The following is a 16,627-nucleotide window of genomic DNA, read 5'->3' as shown; positions in this document are numbered from 1 at the left end:
GGGCGTGACCGGGCGTTCCCGGCGGGGTCACGGCGTCAATGCCGGGCGTGGTGTGGTGCATGTCGCTGACTCCAATCCGGCTTCGCCTCAGTCTTGTGGCCGGGCACCTGCCGCCACCATCGGGTCTGGCACCCATATGAGCCGGGGTAGAACGTGTAGCAGCGGCCCTGACAATTGGGAGGCGGGCCGGATGGACATCGGCACCCGGGGCAAGGACCCTGACGGGATGGACCACCATGCCGAGCCGAGCCCCGTCAGTGCGAGGCTGGGAAGATGACCGAGCGTACCGACCGGCAGGCGGCCATGGCCGTGCCACGTCCGCCTGCGCAGGCACTGTTCCGGCGGCTGTTCGTGATCAACGGGCTGGTCTACGCGGTGGGGACACTGGTGCTGGCGGTCTCGCCGGCCACGGTGTCGGCGCCTGTCGTGCTGGCCGAGGTGCCGGTGCTGCTGGTGGGGCTGGCTCTGATGCTGGCCGCCAACGCGCTGCTGCTGCGCCGCAGCCTGGAGCCGCTCGACGCGCTGACCACGCTCATGAAGCGGGTAGACCTGCTGCGCACCGGCGACCGGCTGGCCGGCAGCGGCAACAGCGACCTCGCCCACCTGATCGACACGTTCAACGCGATGCTGGACCGGCTGGAGGCGGAGCGCAGCGCGAGCAGCGCGCACGCGCTGGCCGCCCAGGAGGGCGAGCGCCAGCGCATCGCCCGCGAGCTGCACGACGAGATCGGCCAGAGCCTGACGGTGGTGCTGCTGGGCCTCAAGCGGGTGGTCGACCGCGCCCCCGCCGGTCTCAAGGACGAGTTGCGCGACGTCCAGGAGAGCGTGCGGGCCAGCCTCGACGAGGTGCGCCAGGTCGCCCGCAGGCTGCGCCCCGGCGTGCTGGAGGACCTCGGCCTGCACGCCGCGCTGAGCGCGTTGAGCAGCGACCTCGCGCAGCGGAGCGGCACGCGGGTGACCCGCGCCATCGACCCGGACCTGCCCGACCTGGGGGCGGACGTGGAGCTCGTCCTCTACCGGATCGCCCAGGAGAGCCTCACGAACATCGCCAGGCACGCCGACGCCACCCGCGCCGAGCTCTCTTTGACCACGGACGGCCGCCGGCTGGCCCTGCGCATCACCGACAATGGCCGGGGAGGCGTGCTCCGGGAGGGCGCCGGGATCCGGGGCATGCGGGAGCGCGCCCTGCTCATAGGTGCCCGCCTGGACATCGACTCCCCGCCAGGCGAGGGCACGTGCGTGAGCCTGGTCGTCCCGGACATCGCGAATCGGAGCCTCCGCCCGTGAACAAGACCCGGATCCTGCTTGCCGACGACCACTCCCTGGTCCGTCAGGGGTTGCGGTTGATCCTCAACGCCGAGCCCGACCTGGAGGTGGTCGCCGAGGCCGCCGACGGCGCCGAAGCCGTCGCCGCGGCCTCGGACGACGCGGTCGACCTGGCCATTCTCGACATCGCGATGCCGCGCATGACGGGCCTGCAGGCGGCCCGCGAGATCTCCAGGCGCGCGCCCGGCATCCGCATCCTGATCCTGTCGATGTACGACAACGAGCAGTACTTCTTCGAGGCGCTCAAGGTCGGCGCCTCGGGCTACGTGCTCAAGTCGGCCGCCGACCAGGACCTCCTGGAGGCCTGCCGGGCCACGATGCGCGGCGAGCCGTTCCTCTACCCCGGCGCGGTCACCGCGCTCATCCGCGACTACCTGCAGCGTGACCGCGAGGGCGAGCGCATGCCCGAGAGCATCCTGACGCCCAGGGAGGAGGAGATCGTCAAGCTGATCGCCGAGGGCAATTCGGCGAAGGACATCGCCGAGACGCTGGTCATCAGCGTGAAGACCGTCGACCGGCACCGCGCGAACATCCTGCAGAAGCTCGGCATGCGCGACCGGCTCGAGCTGACCCGCTACGCCATCAGGGCCGGCCTCGTCGAGCCATGACGCCGGCCGCGCGCGAGGCGGGCGGCTCGCGTCAGGCGGAGCGGGCGTCGAACAGCGCGGCGGCCCGCTCGACCAGCATGGTGCGCCCCTTGATCTCGGAGGCCGTCTCGGCGCCGACGATGCCGTCCTGCCCGGGCAACTGCCCGGCGCCGCCCTCGGGCCCGAGCGGGACGAGGATCACGGTCGGCTGCTTCTCGTAGGCGGCCGGCTCGCCCTCACCGGTGATCAGCGTACGGAGGTTCGCCGCGAGGAGCTCGCCCTGGGCGCCGGCGAACGCGGCCATGTCGCGGTCGGCGTCGGAGATGTCGCCGATCGCGAAGACCCGGTCGTGACCCTGGACGCGCAGGTGCTCGTCCACCCGCACCTGTCCCCGCCCGTCACGGGCGAGCGCGAGTGAGCCGCGCAGGTAGTCCGTGCGCGGCGTCGCGCCGAAGCAGCGGAACCAGATGTCGGCGGTCATCTTGTCACCCGTCTCCGTGGCGATCGCGACGGGCGCGGCCGTGGCGGGGGCCACGTCCGGGAGCTCGCGCAGCCTGCTTCCGAGCCTGAGCTCGATGCCGAGGGCGTCCAGCTGCCTGCGCAGCTCGTCGCGGAGCTCCTGGCCGAACGGGCCCGGCAGGATGTCGGGCGCCGCGTCGGCGAGGGTCACGTGCTTGCCGGGGAAGGACGCCTTGATCTCCCCGGCGAGTTCGAGACCGGCCGGTCCCGCGCCGATCAGGAGCACGCGCTCCGCGCTGCGCAGGGCCTCGTGGGCGTCGCGCACCCGGGCCTTGGCCGCCTCCGTGTCGGGCTCCTCCATCTTGGCGGGGAACGGGTACGACGAGCCCGTCGCGAGGACCAGGTAGTCGGGCTCGAGGGTGCGGCCCGAGGCGAGCGTCACCCGGCGCCCGTCCGCCGCCACGGCGCGATCACGCAGGTATCGCCCGTGAACCAGCAGGCGGCTGTAGGGCAGGAAGATCCGGTCCAGCCACTGCGGATCGACCAGCGCCCGCCATGACGCGAGGTTGTGCACGAACGACTCCGACGGGTCGACCAGGGTCACGTCTGCCACGTCGTCGAGCAGCTTGGCCACCTTGTGGCCGCCGTAACCACCGCCGAGGACCACGACGCTCGGGCGCGTGACGGCACTCTCCACCATGACATCTCCTTGCTAGGAATCAAGATGTCGCTACAGTATTCATACTCGCTAGGAAAATCAAAGCGCCATTGAATGCGCTAGTTTGGAGGCATGGCGACGGCACCTACGCACGACATGCACGAGTGCGTCCGCAGCGACGCCGCACTGACCCGCGCGTTCACGATCCTGGGCAAACGCTGGAGCGCCGTCGTGCTCGGGAGCCTGCGCGCCGGCCCCGCCGGGTTCCGCGAGCTGTCCCGGGCGATCGACGGGCTCAGCGACTCCGTGCTGTCCGACCGGCTGTCCGAGCTGACCAAGGAGGGCCTGGTCGCGCGCACCGTCGACGAGGGCCCGCCCGTCACGGTCTCCTACGAGCTGACCGAGTGCGGCAAGGCGCTGATGCCCGCGCTGCACCAGATCTCCCAGTGGGCCGACGAGCACCTGAAACCCGAGGGCGGCTAGCCTCCGCGCGCGACGGGTACGGTGAGCGGAGAGCCCCCAGGACACCGGCGTGAGGAGTGGTTCCCCGTGCTCTACCTCTTCGGCTTCGATCGGATCGGCGTGGCCGTCAGCGACATCTACTTCGTCGACCCCAACCCCATGAAAGGCCAGGAGGGAGCCGAGCGCGGCGTGCGCCTGGAGCTGCGCAGGCTCGAGCCAGGCGAGCTACAGGGGTCGATCTACTCCGCCAGGCCCATCACCATCGACCGGCCGATCTGGCGGGTCGACCTGCTGGAGTCGGTCGACGGCACGCCCGGCAGCTTCGACCGCACCCACCACCACCCCGGCACCAGCGGGTGGGAGCCCGGTGAGCGGGTGTTCGACCGGCAACTGTCCGCCGAGCCGCTGAAGTGGCTGGCCGAGCGCCTCGCCGACCTTGGAGACGTCCTCGACCGGGCCGGCGCCGACCGTGACGAGGCGAGCCCCGCCGACGTGGCCGGGCTGCGCGAGAGCGCGCCGGAGATCGTGGAGACGGTCGGCCGGATGCTCGACGGCGTGCGTGCCGGCCGGCTCGGCACCCCGCCTGGCACGGAACCGGCGACCAGCGTCCGCGCCGGCTGGCTGTAGGACGTCATGAAGAACTGACGGAACCTGCCAAGGAGGCGACCCGATGAACGGACTTCCCGAGGTGGAGGAGCGCGTGCGGCGAGAGGTGGGCGTGCGGCTCTTCACGGTGCTCGCCTGGATCCCCGGACGACGCACGCTGCGCCGCGTCCACAGCAGCCACCCCGAGCAGTACCCGGTGGGCGGCGAGAAGAGCGTGGAGGTCGCCCAGGGCCGGCTGGCCCGGTGCATCGAGGGCGGGCAGCCGTACCCCGGCGCGGACCGGGCCGCCGTGCGGGAGATCTTCGCCGACCACGAGCTGATCGAGAGCCTGGGGTGCGGAGCGGTCATCAACGTGCCCGTGACCGACGGCGGCCGGGTGCTCGGCGTGCTCAACCTGCTCGACGCGGAAGGCCGGTACGACGAGGCGTCGGTGGCCGCCGCCCGGTCGCTCGCGCCCGCGGCCGCGCCCGCCCTGCGCGCGGCCGTCCAGGGAGGTGACGCATGAGCCTGCTGCTCCGCAACGGCCTGCTGCTCGACGTGACGACCGGCGCGTACACCGAGGCCGACCTGCGCTGCGCCGGCGGCCGCATCGTCGAGACCGGCCCCAGGCTGAGCGCGCCCGACGGCACCCGCGTGCTCGACCTCGCGGGCGCGTACGTCGTGCCCGGCCTCATCGACGCGCACGTGCACGTCACCGCCCTGACCGCCGACCTCGGCGCCATCGGCTCCATGGCGCCGTCGTACGTGGCCGCGCACAGCGCCCGCATCATGAGCGGCATGCTGGAGCGCGGCTTCACCACGGTCCGCGACGCGTCCGGCGCGGACTTCGGGCTGGCCGCCGCCCAGGCGGAGGGGCTGATCCGCGGCCCCAGGCTGCTGTTCGGCGGCAAGGGGCTGAGCCAGACCGGAGGTCACGCCGACTTCCGCCGCCCCGGCGAGCACCTGCACGACGACCACCCGTGCTGCGCCGGCCTCGGCCGGGTCGCCGACGGCGTCGACGCGGTGCGCGCGGCCGCCCGCGACGAGCTGCGCAAGGGCGCGCACCATATCAAGGTCATGGCCTCCGGCGGCGTGGCCTCCCCCACCGACAGGATCGACTCGACCCAGTACTCGATGGACGAGCTGCGCGCGGCCGTCGAGGAGGCCGAGGCCGCCAACCGGTACGTCGCCGCCCACGCCTACACGGCGCGGGCCGTCAACCGGGCGCTGGAGGCGGGCATCCGCTCCATCGAGCACGGCAACCTGATCGACGACGACAGCGTCGAGCTGTTCCTGCGGCACGACGCGTTCCTCGTGCCGACGCTGGTGACGTACTGGGCGCTCAAGGAGGAGGGCCGCGCGTCCGGGCTGCCCGAAGCGAGCGTGCGCAAGGTGGACGAGGTGCTCGGCGCGGGGCTGGCCGCGCTGGAGCGCGCCGCCCGCGGCGGCGTGCGCCTGGTCTACGGCAGCGATCTGCTGGGCGACATGCATCGGCACCAGAACCACGAGTTCCGGCTGCGCTGCGAGGTGCAGCAGCCGATCGACGTGCTGCGCTCGGCCACGACGGTCGCGGCCGAGCTGGCCGGCATGGCGGGCGAGATCGGCACGCTGGACATGGGAGCGCACGCCGACCTGCTGGTGCTCGACGGCGACCCGCTCGGCGACGCCGGCGTGCTGGCCGGCCCGGAGCACATCCGCCACGTCGTGCAGGCGGGCGTGATCGCCTGAGCCGGCGCCGGGTGCGTACCGTGGGCAGGGTGACGACGATGGCGCGCACCGTTCTGGTGATCGTCGCGGTGCTGGTCCTGCTTCTCGGGCTGCTCTGGATCTTCCAGCGGCGGCTGATCTACCTGCCGGACGGCGCGCGGGTGCCGCCCGCGAGCCAGGTCATCCCCGGGGCGCGCGACGTCTCGTTCACGACGGGCGACGGGCTCAGGCTCGGAGCCTGGTACGTGCCCGGCGACCACGACGTGACCGTGCTGGTCGCCGGCGGCAACGCGGGCAACAGGCTGCACCGGGCGCCGCTGGCCAGGGCGCTGGCGGCGCGCGGCCTGCCGGTGCTGCTGATGGACTACCGCGGCTACGGCGGCAACCCGGGCACGCCCACGGAGGAGGGCCTGCGCCTCGACGCGCTCGCCGCGCGGGCCTTCCTGGGCGACGCGCGGGTGGTCTACTTCGGTGAGAGCCTGGGCGCGGGGGTGGTGACCCGGCTGGCGCGCGAGCGCCCGCCCGCGGGGCTGGTGCTGCGCTCGCCGTTCACCGACCTGGCCGCGGCGGGCCAGGAGGCCTATCCGTTCCTGCCGGTCAGGGCGCTGCTGCGGGACCGCTTCCCGGTCGCGGAGCACATCGGGGGCGTGCGGGCGCCCGTCGTGGTCGTGTACGGCACGGCCGACACGATCGTGCCGCCCCGCCTGAGCAAGGCCGTCGCCGATGCGGCGGGAAACGTCAGGACCGTCGAAGTGCCCGGAGCCGGCCACAACGACCTGGCCCTGCTGTCCGGCCAGGAGCTGATCGGAGCCGTGGTGGACCTGGCCGGGCGGGTCCGCGGGGCGTAGTCCTGGCGCGGACGGCCGCGCCAGGACGGAGTGCGCGCTAGCCGGAGCAGCCGGTGCCGCCACCGGCGTGGTAGATCATGTCCTGGTACGTGACGCTGGCCCTGATCGGTGTCTTGCTCGTCAGGGTCTGGACGGTCTCGCCGTCACGCCGGAGCTCGAAGACCGGCGTCGTGCCCGGCACCATCGGCGCCTTGAACGACACCACGCCCGTGCTGGTGACCTCCTTGGTCTTCACGTCGGAGCCCTGCTTGATGACCAGCGTGCCCGGCTCCTTGACGAAGGCCAGCAGCTCGACGTCGTCGACCGGCCCGGGACCCGCCGGGATGGTGAACTTGCCGGCCGTCTGCTTGCTCGTGTCGTAGGGGGCGTTCGCCTTGTGGCTGCGGTGGAAGTAGTAGAGGCCGTCGCGGACGATCTCAGGAGCCTCGCCCGTCTTGAACCACGTCGTGTAGTACGTGTTCACCTCGGCGAGCACCTCGCCGCGCACCTTGGAGGGCGCCTGCTGCGACTCGCCGTAGTCGTTCCAGGTGACGAGCTGCACCCAGTCGGCCTTGCCGTCGATCGCGGCCTTCCACGAGCCGCGCAGGGTGCTGCTGTTCTGCGCCTCCCAGTAGTGCAGCTCCTTGGCCCTGGTGTCCTCGAAACCGATCGGGGCCATGTATTTCAGGCCGCGCGCGTGCGTGGCCTCGGAGGCGCGACGGAACGCGTCCGTCACCTCGGGCCGGTTGGCTCCCCAGGAGGAGTAGCCGTGGACGTGGTCGTCCCACTCGGTCTTGCCGCTGCCGCTCCAGTAGTTGAACGACATCATCAGCGACGTCTTCATGCCCTTGGCGGCCAGCTCGTCCCGCACCTGCTGCCACCAGGAAGGCGGCTGGCGGTCACCGTGGTACGGCGTGAGCAGCACGCTGCCGTCCGGCAGCGTGAAGAGCGACGGATGCCCCTTGACCAGCAGGATGTCGGAGACCACCTTCGAGACGGACGCGCCTGACTCGGTCGGGAAGTCCGGGCTGAGCATGATCTTGAAACCGGGGTCGACGTTCCTGGCGGCGTCCAGCAGCTCGGGCAGGTGGTTCCAGCGCTGGTCGCTGGAGGTGTGGTGCTCGTAGATGAACCCGTCGAGCCCCTGCTTGATCGCCTGGCGCACCTCCATCTCGAAGTCGAGCCTGCGCCAGTGCGACTCCGGCCGCACGGAGCGGGTCACCGGGCGGTCCCTGAGGTAGCCGCCCCGGTCCTTGTACGCGCCGCCGGAGCCGTCCGGGTCGAGCCAGGAGGCGTACTGGTCCTTCGCGGGGTCCTTGTTGTCGATGGACACGGGGAAGGGCGGGAAGTAGAACGCGAACGCCTTCTTGGCGGAGGCGCGCAGCGCGGCGACCGAGGGTTTGTCGAAGGGCAGCGCGGCGCAGGGCGCAGGCGTTCCTGTGGTGTAGGTGACGGTCAGCTTGGGACCGCGGTCGCCTGTCTCGCGCGAGGAGAACAGGACCGTCGTCGTCTCGTCGGTCCCGGTGAGGGCGAAGGAGTAGGTGCCGTTGCCGGTGACGGCGGACGAGACGTCCAGCTCGGCCTTCTCGCCGGCGGTGAAGCCGCTGTGCGAGGCGATCACGGCGCCGGTCTCCGGCCGGTCGTTCCAGACGGTGCCGGTCTCCGTCCAGTCGCCGGTGACCGGGCGGGCGGACACCTTCGTGCCGGTCGTCCTGGCTGAGGTGACCTCGATGGTGGCCTTGACGTTCGTGGCGTCACCTGGGATGCCGGAGACCTTGAATCTGGTGAGCGCGAGCCGCTGCGCGGAGGTCTTGCCGCCGCAGGCCGCGCCGCACACGGACATCCACGTGGCGGTGCCGAAGCTCTTGGCGGGCTCGGCCTGGCTGACGAACACGTCGGCCGTGGCGGGGATCGTGACGCGTTCCGCGGATAACGCGGTCGATGACGTACGCGTGGATGACGGGCGCGCGGACGCGGGCGCCGCCGCGGCCGTCATGCCGAGTGACAGGACGACGGCGATCAACGTGGGTCCCACCCGCCGGTGCCGGGAGAACATGACCCTCCTATGGGTTCGTGCCGAAAGATCACCGTCAAGCTAAGGGGGCGGGTGAACGTCCTGCGGTGACTTCAGGAAATGGAACGGGGCAAATCACCATAAATCACGCCTGGTCAGCACATGATCACGAAGCGATGCTCCCCCGCAACACCCCTGTGCGCGTGAAGCTTGTTAGGTGACCCTTGCCTATTCAAGACAGCTTGTAACAAAATGAAGGGCACCACGCGAACCGCTGGAGGCCCATCCCATGACCATCACCGCCGAGGCGGCCGTCCCCGTGGCGCCCGCGCCGGACGGCGACGACACGCCCGCCCCCGGCCGCGCCGCGCTCATCGCGCTGCTCGCCCCCATCAGGCCACGGCTCATCGCCGCCGCCGCGTTCCAGGTCGTGTACGCGATCTCGGCGCTCGTGCCCTTCGTGTGCGTGGCGGAGCTGGCCCGCGTGCTGCTCAGCCCGGGAGCCGGCGGCCCCGGCCGGGTCTGGCCGATCGCCGCACTCGCCGTCGCGGGCCTGCTGGTCAGGTTCGTCTCCTTCGGGGTGGCCGGCGCGATCACCCACTTCGCGGACGCCGACCTGCAGCTCCACCTGCGTCGCCGGATGGCCGCGCACCTGTCGCGGGTGCCGCTGGGCTGGTTCGGCGAGCGCAACTCCGGCCACGTCAAGAAGGTGCTCCAGGACGACGTCAGGGAGATGCACCACCTGGTCGCGCACGCGGCGCTCGACCTGCTCGCGGCCGTGGTGACCCCGCTGGCCGCGCTGGCCTACCTGCTGTACGTCGACTGGCGGCTCACGCTCGTCGTGCTCATCCCGGTCCCGCTGTTCGCCGCCGCCTTCGCGATCATGATGCGCGGCTACGACGAGCAGATGCGGCGCTGGAGCGAGGCGAACAGCCGGATCAGCTCGGCCGTGGTCGAGTTCGTGCAGGGCATCGCCGTGATCAAGACGTTCGGCCAGACCCGGCGTTCCTACCGGCGCTTCGCCGAGGCCGCCGACGACTTCGCCGGCTTCTTCGGCGCCTGGGTGCGCCCCATGCTCCGGCTCAGCGGCCTGTCCATGGCGTTCATCTCGCCGCCCGCCATGCTGCTGGTGTCCGCGGCCGGGGGTGCGCTGTTCGCCGCGAACGGCTGGATCGAGCCGGTCGACGTGCTGCCGTTCGTGCTGGTCGGCGTGGCGCTGACGGCGCCCTTCCTGGCCCTGGACATGGGCTCGATGCGGCTGAGGAGCGCTGCCGAGTCCGCGGGGCGGGTGGCCGCGCTGCTCGACACGCCGCCGCTGCCCGAGCCCGAGACCCCGGTGCGCCCGGTCGGCCACGCGGTCGACTTCCGCGACGTGTCGTTCTCCTACGACGGCACGACGCCGGTGCTGCGCGAGGTGAGCCTCTCGCTGGAGCCCGGCACCGTCACCGCGCTCGTCGGGCCGTCGGGCTCCGGCAAGTCCACGCTGGCCAAGCTGCTGCCCCGCTTCTATGACCCCGACGCGGGGGAGATCACGGTCGGCGGGGCCGCCGTACGCACTATCGGCTCCGCCGAGCTGTACCACCATGTCGGCTTCGTGCTGCAGGACGTGCAACTGCTGCGCACGTCCGTGGCGGACAACATCGCGCTCGGCCGCCCGGGCGCGGGGCGCGAGGAGATCGAGCGCATGGCCCGCGCCGCGCAGATCCACGACCGGATCGCGGAGTTGCCGCGCGGCTACGACTCGGTGGTCGGCGAGGACGCCCACCTGTCCGGCGGCGAGGCGCAGCGCGTCGCGATCGCCCGCGCCCTGCTGGCCGACACGCCGATCCTGGTGCTGGACGAGGCCACCGCCTTCGCCGACCCCGAGTCGGAGTCGGCCATCCAGGACGCGCTGTCCACGCTGGTGGCCGGGCGCACGCTGCTGGTCATCGCGCACCGGCTGAGCACGATCACCGGCGCCGACCAGATCGCCGTGCTCGACGGCGGCCGGATCACCGAACGCGGCACTCACGACGAGCTGCTCGCGGCGGGCGGGCTCTACACCCGGATGTGGGCGGCGCACGTACGCGACGACGAGCGGGATTGGACGAGAAAATGATCGGAGAGCTGGGGGCCGTGCTCGGCCCAGAACACGGCGCGCGCCTGCGCCGCAGCCTGCTCGCGATGGCCGTGTACGGCGTGCTGCAGGGCCTGTCGTTCGCCATGCTGGTGCCGGTGTTGCGGGCGCTGCTGTCGGGCGAGGCGGTCGGGCCGTGGCTGGCCGCGTTCGCCGCCGTGGTCGTGGCCACCGCCGTCGCCTCCTACGTGCAGGCCCAGTACGGCTACGCGGTCGGCCTGGCCGCCCTGCGCACCCTCTACCACCGGCTCGGCGACCACGTGGCCGGGCTGCCGGTCGGCTGGTTCAGCGCCGACCGCGTGGGGCGGCTCGGGCAGCTCGTCGGCAAGGGCGTCATGGACGTGATGAGCGTGCCCGCCCACCTGCTGCAGGTCGTGGTGAGCGCGGTGGCGGCGCCGGCGACCGTGCTGGTGTGCATGTTCGTCTTCGACTGGCGGCTCGGGCTGGCGGCCCTGCTCACGGCGCCGTTCCTGTGGCTGGCCTTCCGGTGGACGCAGAGCCTGGTGCAGCGCAGCGACACCGCGATGGACGACGCCGGCGCCGAGGGGGCCGACCGGGTGGTGGAGTTCGCCAGGCAGCAGCCCTCGCTGCGGGCGTTCGGGCGCACCGCCGACGGCTACGACCTGCTCGACGACGCGCTGGTGCGGCAGCGCAGCACGCTGCGGCGGCTGCTGCGCACCACGCTGCCGGGGCTGGGCACGGTCGCGCTGACCGTACAGCTCGCCTTCACCGCGATCCTGATCGCCGGCTGCGCGCTGGCGCTCGGCGGCGCGGTGGACGTACCGGAGCTGGTCGGGGTGCTGGTGCTGGCCGTGCGGTTCACCGAGCCGCTGCTCGCCGCCGCAGACGTCGGCGGCGAGCTGCGCATGGCGCGCGGCAGCCTGCGCCGCATCAAGGTGGTGCTCGACACCCCGCCGCTGCCGGTCACCGGCCCGGCGACCGGCAGGGCGCGGGCGGGTGAGCCGTCGATCGAACTGGACGGCGTCGGCTTCGCCTACGCCGAGCGGCCGGTGCTGCGTGACGTGAGCTTCACCGTCGCCCCCCGCACCGTGACCGCCCTGGTCGGGCCGTCGGGCTCCGGCAAGACCACGCTCACCCGGCTCATCGCCCGCTTCTGGGACGCGGGCTCGGGTGTGGTGCGGGTGTCGGGGAACGACGTGCGCGACTACGCGCCGGAGGACCTGATGGCGCAGCTGTCGATCGTGTTCCAGGACGTCTACCTGTTCGAGGGCACCCTGGAGGACAACATCAGGATCGGCAGTCCCGAGGCCACCGAGGAGGAGGTGCGCGAGGCGGGCCGGCTGGCCCGGGTCGACGAGATCGCCGAGCGCCTGCCCGGCGGCTGGCAGGCCAGGATCGGCGAGGCCGGCGCCACTCTGTCGGGCGGCGAGCGGCAGCGGGTGTCCATCGCCCGCGCGATGCTCAAGGACGCCCCCATCGTGCTGCTCGACGAGGCCACCGCCGCGCTCGACCCGGAGAACGAGTCCGCCCTGATCGACGCGCTCGCCACGCTCGCCCGCGACCGCACCCTGCTCGTCATCGCGCACCGGCTGACCACGATCGCCGCCGCCGACCAGATCGTCATGCTGGAGGACGGCGCCGTCGTGGAGCGCGGCACCCACCGGGAACTGCTCGACCTCGACGGCCGGTACGCTGCGTTCTGGACGGAACGAACGCGAGCCCGCGGCTGGCGATTGACCCAGCCGGCATGAGTCCGGCGAGCCGCCCCCGCCGCGACGTGCTCGTGCGAGAGGCGGGCGCATGAGCGGGGATCGGGGAGCGTGATGGGCGGCGAGCAGGCGGGCCCCGGGGTTTCCGGACGGGAGTGGCGCGTGCGCGGCCGCCCGCGCGGCCGTCCCCCGCGCATCACCCGGCCCGCCATCGCCGACGCCGCCCTCGCGGTCGGCTTCGGCAACCTCACCCTGGCCACCGTCGCCGACCGGCTCCAGGTCGCCCACTCGGCGCTCTACCGCCACGTCGCCGACCGCGAGGAGCTGGTCATGGTGGCGATCGACCGGGCCATCGCCGCCGCCCCGTGGCCGGAGCCGGCCGGCGAGTGGCGCTCCGACCTGGAGGCTCAGGCCGCCGCGGTCTGGCACGTACTGGAACGGCATCCGGGGCTGGTCAAGGAGTTCCTCAGGCTCACCCGCTTCCCCGAGGAGGTGATGCTCCGCTTCGGTGCGGCGGTGCGCAGCCTGATCGGCTACGGCTTCACGGCCGAGAACGCCTTCCTCGCCGTCGACACCGTCTTCGACCTGACGATCGACGTGTTCAGCAGGGGCAAGCAGCTCGACGCGCCGGCCGGCGAGAGCGTCGTCCGCGACAGCACGGCCGACGCCTGGGCCGAGGCGGTGGGCGCGGAGCTCGCTCCGATCATGCGGCAGGCGCTCACGGACCCGGCGGCGACGTGGTTCGACCGCAAGCTGAAACTGGTGCTCGACGGCGTCGCCGCGAGCCTCGCGCCCTGAGCCGCGAGGGTGCCCGTCAACGGGCCCGCGTGGACGGCGCGCGCCTGCTCAGGGTGAAGCGGGGAGCAGGGACTGCAGCTCGGTGACCGCGTGATCGCGGTGAACGTCGAGGGTGGCGACCGCCTCGTCGGCGGAGCGGCGGCGGAGCGCGTCGAGGGTGGCCCGGTGCTCCTTGACGACCCGCTCGCGGTTGCCCCCGTCGCCGTAGTACATCGACCGGTAGGCGTCCGTCGTGTCCCACAAGGTCCTGATGAGCCGGGCCAGCCGGGGCATGCCCGCGCAGTCGAACAGCGTCATGTGGAACAGCCGGTTGGCCGTGGCCATGGCGAGCACGTCGCCCGCCGCGGCGGCCCGCTCGACGTCGCGCTGCGCGGCCTCCAGCCGGTCGAGGTCGGCGTCGGTGAGAAGGGGCACGGCCCGGCGCACGGCCTCCTCCTCCAGCAGCTCGCGGATGCGGTAGACCTCACGCAGGTCGTCGAGCGAGAGCGTCGCGACGCAGTAGCCCTTGTGCGCCTGGTGGGTGACCAGCCCCTCGCCCTCGAGCGTCTTGAGCGCCTCGCGCAGCGGCACCCGGCTGACCTGGAGCTCGTCCGCCAGCGCGTCCTGCCGGATGGGGGCTCCGGGGCGCAGGCGGCCGGTCGTGATGGCGCGGCGCAGCTCGGCCAGCACGAACTGCTGGGCCGTCGGTGGCCTGCGCCCTGCACCGTCCGAACTCACGGCCCCAATATCTCACGAACCCAGGCGTCGTCCTGCCCGAGCTCTGGCGGCGGACGGCGGTAGGAGGGCGGGGTGGCGCTGAGGCGTACGGGGGCGGTGACCTGCCCGACCCCGTCAAGCCGTACGGACGGCTCCAGGCCGAGCTCCTCGGCGAGCGCGAACGCGGCGGCCAGGTCGTTGATCGGGCCGCAGGGCACCCCGGCGGCGGTGAGCCGCCCGAACCACTCGTCCGCCGGGCGTTCCCGCAGGGCGTCGTCGAGCGCGGCGACGAGCCCGTCGCGGGCGGCGACCCTGCCCGCGTTGGTGGCGTACCGGGGGTCCGTGGCGAGGTCCGGCCGGTCGAGCACCGCGCAGAGGGCCTGGAACTGGCGGTCGTTCCCGGCCGCGATCACCAGCGGGCGGTCGGCCGCGTGGAACACCTCGTACGGGACGATGCTGGGATGCCGGTTGCCCATGGCCTTCGGCACCACGCCGGCGGCGGCGTAGGCGGAGGAGTGGTTGGTCAGCGCCGACAGGAGGGAGGAGAGCAACGACACCTCGACCCGCTGCCCCGCCCCTGGTCCCCGCTCACCACCGCCGGGCTCGCGGATGTCCGGCTTCGACGTGGGGCCCTCGGGGTGCGTCCCGCCCGCACCCGGCCGGCCGGTTCCGGTGAGGTGGCCGCCTTCGCCGGTGCGGTCGCGGTGGCGGAGCGCGGCGAGGACGCCAAGGGCGGCGTGCAGGCCGGTGATGACGTCAACGAGGGCCACGCCCGCCTTGGTGCCGGGCCCGTCCGGCTCGCCCGTGACGCTCATCAAGCCGCCCACGGCCTGCACGATCAGGTCGTAGCCGGGCAGCCCCGCCCCTGCGCCCGACCCGAACCCGGTGATCGAGCAGTACACCAGCCCCGGATTGAGCGCGCGCAGCGCGTCGTAGCCGAGCCCGAGCCGGTCCATCGTGCCCGGCCGGAAGTTCTCCACCAGCACGTCGGCCCGCGTGGCCAGCGCCCGCGCGACCTCCAGGTCCGCCTCGTCGCCGAGGTCGAGGGCGATCGAGCGTTTGTTGCGGTTGACGCCGAGGAAGTAGGTCGCCTGCCCGCCGGGCGCGTACGGCGGCCCCCAGGCGCGGGTGTCGTCCCCCGTGCCCGGCCGCTCCACCTTGACGACCTCCGCGCCCAGGTCGGCCAGCAACATCGTGGCGTAGGGCCCGGCCAGCACCCGGCTGAAGTCGGCCACCAGCAGCCCGGACAGCGCCCCGCCGCTCACGCCGGCGCCCCGAGGTAGACGGTCACCGTCCGGGTGAAGAACTCCCTGGCCGCCCGGCCCTGCTCCTTGGGCCCGAATCCGCTCTGCTTGTGCCCGCCGAACGGCACGTACGGGAACGTCCCCGCGGACTCGGAGTTGATGTGCAGCACGCCGACCTCGACCCGGTCGACGGCCGACAGCGCCACCCCCAGGTCGCGGGTGAAGATCGCGGCGGACAGCCCGTGGTCGCTGAGGTTCGCCAGGCCGAGCGCCTCCTCCGCGCCGGACGCCCGCACGGCTCCCACGACGGGCCCGAACAGTTCGGTACGCCAGAAGTCCACGCCGGTGCCCGGCAGGTCGAGCACGGTCGGCGGCACGAACCATCCTTCGCCGGGGTGCGGTTCCGCGCCGGCCAGCGCCCTGGCGCCCTCGCCGACGGCCCGCGTCACCCCGGCGCTCACCCGGTCGCGGGCGGCCGCGCTGACGAGGGGGCCCATGTCGACGCCCGCCTCCAGGGGGTCGCCCACGACCAGCCGCGCCGCGCGTTCCGCCACCCGTTCGAGCAGGTCGTCGGCCACGCCGGAGTCGACGATGAGCCGCGAGGTGGCCGTGCACTTCTGCCCGGTGGACCGGAACGCGCCCAGGCACACCTGCTCCGCGGCGTGGTCGAGGTCGGCGTCGGCGAGCACGATGGAGGCGTTCTTGCCGCCCATCTCCGTCTGCACGGGTTTGCCCAGTTCGCCGCAGCGGGCGATGACCGCCCGGCCGACCGCCGTGGAGCCGGTGAACGACACGGCGTCCACGCCGGGGTGGTCGACGATGGCGGAGCCGGCGGCGGCCTCGCCGTAGACGAGGTTGAGCACGCCGTCGGGCAGGCCGGCCTCCGTCAGCGCCCACGCCAGCCGGTAGGCCAGCAGCGGCACCAGTGAGGACGGCTTCCACACGACGGTGTTGCCGTGGCTGAGCGCGGGGCCGATCTTCCAGGCGGGGATGATGATGGGGAAGTTGAACGGCGTGATCAGGCCGGCGACGCCGACCGGCCTGCGGACGACGAGCACGTTCTCGCCGGGGCGTGGGGAGGCGTAGACCTCGCCGTTCTCGCGGTCGGCCTCGGCGGCGTGGTAGCGCAGGATGCGGGCCGCGCCGCGCACCTCGGCGACCGCCTCGGGCAGTGTCTTGCCCTCCTCGCGGGCCAGCTCGGCACCCCACGCCTCGGCCTCGGCGTCCACGAGGCCGGCGGCGGCGGTGAGCACTTCCGCGCGGGCGTGGTGGGGGGTGGCCGCCCAGCCGGGCGCGGCCTTCCTGGCGGCGGCCACTGCCCGCTCCACCTCGGAGCCGGAGGCGAAGCGCCCGCGTGCCACCACTTCGCCCGGTCGTGCGGGGTTGGTGTCGGCGAACTCCTCGCCGTCCCCCTCGACCCACTGGCCGTCGATGAGATTGAGAACGTCCATGGTCACCGCACCCTAACCGTGGCATAT

General features: G+C 72.9%; 15 protein-coding genes. 10 read left to right on the top strand and 5 right to left on the bottom strand.

Going from position 1 to position 16,627, the window contains the following annotated elements:
• The first annotated feature begins 273 nt into the window (after window positions 1-273).
• Window positions 274-1,287, top strand: coding sequence for a HAMP domain-containing sensor histidine kinase (locus ABGB01_RS02990; protein WP_347769975.1), 1,014 nt, complete (start codon window positions 274-276; stop codon window positions 1,285-1,287).
• Complete coding sequence (locus ABGB01_RS02985) at window positions 1,284-1,934, top strand: response regulator transcription factor (RefSeq protein ID WP_138207519.1); 651 nt, start codon at window positions 1,284-1,286, stop codon at window positions 1,932-1,934. Before ABGB01_RS02990 ends, ABGB01_RS02985 begins: the two co-directional genes overlap by 4 nt.
• Before the next feature lie 31 nt (window positions 1,935-1,965).
• On the opposite strand, the gene ABGB01_RS02980 is transcribed toward ABGB01_RS02985, so the two are convergent.
• Window positions 1,966-3,072: an FAD-dependent oxidoreductase gene (locus ABGB01_RS02980; RefSeq protein WP_347769973.1), complete on the bottom strand. Its 1,107-nt coding sequence runs from the start codon at window positions 3,070-3,072 to the stop codon at window positions 1,966-1,968.
• Window positions 3,073-3,162: 90 nt separating this feature from the next.
• On the opposite strand from ABGB01_RS02980, the gene ABGB01_RS02975 reads away from it, so the two are divergent.
• The 5 genes from ABGB01_RS02975 (at window position 3,163) to ABGB01_RS02955 (ending at window position 6,632) form a co-directional block, all read left to right on the top strand.
• A complete protein-coding gene (locus ABGB01_RS02975; RefSeq protein WP_347769971.1) occupies window positions 3,163-3,513 on the top strand; it encodes a helix-turn-helix domain-containing protein in 351 nt (116 codons plus the stop codon).
• Between the two features lie 66 nt (window positions 3,514-3,579).
• Complete coding sequence (locus tag ABGB01_RS02970; protein ID WP_347769969.1) at window positions 3,580-4,119, top strand: hypothetical protein; 540 nt, start codon at window positions 3,580-3,582, stop codon at window positions 4,117-4,119.
• Window positions 4,120-4,162: 43 nt separating this feature from the next.
• A complete protein-coding gene (locus ABGB01_RS02965; RefSeq protein WP_347769967.1) occupies window positions 4,163-4,603 on the top strand; it encodes a GAF domain-containing protein in 441 nt (146 codons plus the stop codon).
• Window positions 4,600-5,805 carry an amidohydrolase family protein gene (locus ABGB01_RS02960; RefSeq protein ID WP_347769965.1) on the top strand — a complete coding sequence of 402 codons (1,206 nt, stop codon included), beginning with the start codon at window positions 4,600-4,602 and terminating at the stop codon, window positions 5,803-5,805. Before ABGB01_RS02965 ends, ABGB01_RS02960 begins: the two co-directional genes overlap by 4 nt.
• Window positions 5,806-5,843: 38 nt before the next feature.
• A complete protein-coding gene (locus ABGB01_RS02955; RefSeq protein WP_347770168.1) occupies window positions 5,844-6,632 on the top strand; it encodes an alpha/beta hydrolase in 789 nt (262 codons plus the stop codon).
• 37 nt (window positions 6,633-6,669) lie between these two features.
• Here ABGB01_RS02955 and ABGB01_RS02950 read toward each other — a convergent pair whose 3' ends face one another.
• Window positions 6,670-8,667: an endo-1,3-alpha-glucanase family glycosylhydrolase gene (locus tag ABGB01_RS02950; RefSeq protein WP_347769963.1), complete on the bottom strand. Its 1,998-nt coding sequence runs from the start codon at window positions 8,665-8,667 to the stop codon at window positions 6,670-6,672.
• 247 nt (window positions 8,668-8,914) lie between these two features.
• On the opposite strand from ABGB01_RS02950, the gene ABGB01_RS02945 reads away from it, so the two are divergent.
• The 3 genes from ABGB01_RS02945 (at window position 8,915) to ABGB01_RS02935 (ending at window position 13,209) form a co-directional block, all read left to right on the top strand.
• The gene (locus ABGB01_RS02945; protein ID WP_347769961.1) at window positions 8,915-10,723 is read left to right on the top strand and encodes an ABC transporter ATP-binding protein; all 1,809 of its coding nucleotides are present in this window, start codon (window positions 8,915-8,917) and stop codon (window positions 10,721-10,723) included.
• Window positions 10,720-12,453, top strand: a complete 1,734-nt coding sequence (locus ABGB01_RS02940) for an ABC transporter ATP-binding protein (RefSeq protein ID WP_347769959.1) — start codon at window positions 10,720-10,722, stop codon at window positions 12,451-12,453. The genes ABGB01_RS02945 and ABGB01_RS02940 overlap by 4 nt, the downstream gene beginning before the upstream one ends.
• A 72-nt stretch (window positions 12,454-12,525) precedes the next feature.
• On the top strand, window positions 12,526-13,209 hold the full coding sequence (locus tag ABGB01_RS02935) for a TetR/AcrR family transcriptional regulator C-terminal domain-containing protein (RefSeq protein ID WP_347769957.1): 684 nt from the start codon (window positions 12,526-12,528) through the stop codon (window positions 13,207-13,209).
• 48 nt (window positions 13,210-13,257) lie between these two features.
• On the opposite strand, the gene ABGB01_RS02930 is transcribed toward ABGB01_RS02935, so the two are convergent.
• The 3 genes from ABGB01_RS02930 to ABGB01_RS02920 are packed head-to-tail and all read right to left on the bottom strand — an operon-like array spanning window position 13,258 to window position 16,600.
• A complete protein-coding gene (locus ABGB01_RS02930) occupies window positions 13,258-13,926 on the bottom strand; it encodes a GntR family transcriptional regulator (RefSeq protein WP_347769955.1) in 669 nt (222 codons plus the stop codon).
• Window positions 13,923-15,170: a CoA transferase gene (locus ABGB01_RS02925; protein WP_347769953.1), complete on the bottom strand. Its 1,248-nt coding sequence runs from the start codon at window positions 15,168-15,170 to the stop codon at window positions 13,923-13,925. Before ABGB01_RS02925 ends, ABGB01_RS02930 begins: the two co-directional genes overlap by 4 nt.
• Complete coding sequence (locus tag ABGB01_RS02920; RefSeq protein ID WP_347769951.1) at window positions 15,167-16,600, bottom strand: aldehyde dehydrogenase family protein; 1,434 nt, start codon at window positions 16,598-16,600, stop codon at window positions 15,167-15,169. Before ABGB01_RS02920 ends, ABGB01_RS02925 begins: the two co-directional genes overlap by 4 nt.
• Window positions 16,601-16,627: the final 27 nt, after the last annotated feature.

The sequence above is a fragment of the Nonomuraea sp. B5E05 genome (genome assembly GCF_039880665.1).
In the GTDB taxonomy this organism is placed as follows: Bacteria; Actinomycetota; Actinomycetes; order Streptosporangiales; family Streptosporangiaceae; genus Nonomuraea.
This window is presented reverse-complemented; position numbering and strand designations above follow the sequence as displayed.

Bases quoted from the DNA above. Each gene is read 5' to 3' on its own strand.
- ABGB01_RS02990 (WP_347769975.1), top strand. From the start codon at position 274: ATGACCGAGCGTACCGACCGGCAGGCGGCCATGGCCGTGCCACGTCCG.
- ABGB01_RS02980 (WP_347769973.1), bottom strand. From the start codon at position 3,072: ATGGTGGAGAGTGCCGTCACGCGCCCGAGCGTCGTGGTCCTCGGCGGT.
- ABGB01_RS02975 (WP_347769971.1), top strand. From the start codon at position 3,163: ATGGCGACGGCACCTACGCACGACATGCACGAGTGCGTCCGCAGCGAC.
- ABGB01_RS02965 (WP_347769967.1), top strand. From the start codon at position 4,163: ATGAACGGACTTCCCGAGGTGGAGGAGCGCGTGCGGCGAGAGGTGGGC.
- ABGB01_RS02960 (WP_347769965.1), top strand. From the start codon at position 4,600: ATGAGCCTGCTGCTCCGCAACGGCCTGCTGCTCGACGTGACGACCGGC.
- ABGB01_RS02955 (WP_347770168.1), top strand. From the start codon at position 5,844: ATGGCGCGCACCGTTCTGGTGATCGTCGCGGTGCTGGTCCTGCTTCTC.
- ABGB01_RS02950 (WP_347769963.1), bottom strand. From the start codon at position 8,667: ATGTTCTCCCGGCACCGGCGGGTGGGACCCACGTTGATCGCCGTCGTC.
- ABGB01_RS02945 (WP_347769961.1), top strand. From the start codon at position 8,915: ATGACCATCACCGCCGAGGCGGCCGTCCCCGTGGCGCCCGCGCCGGAC.
- ABGB01_RS02940 (WP_347769959.1), top strand. From the start codon at position 10,720: ATGATCGGAGAGCTGGGGGCCGTGCTCGGCCCAGAACACGGCGCGCGC.
- ABGB01_RS02935 (WP_347769957.1), top strand. From the start codon at position 12,526: ATGGGCGGCGAGCAGGCGGGCCCCGGGGTTTCCGGACGGGAGTGGCGC.
- ABGB01_RS02920 (WP_347769951.1), bottom strand. From the start codon at position 16,600: ATGGACGTTCTCAATCTCATCGACGGCCAGTGGGTCGAGGGGGACGGC.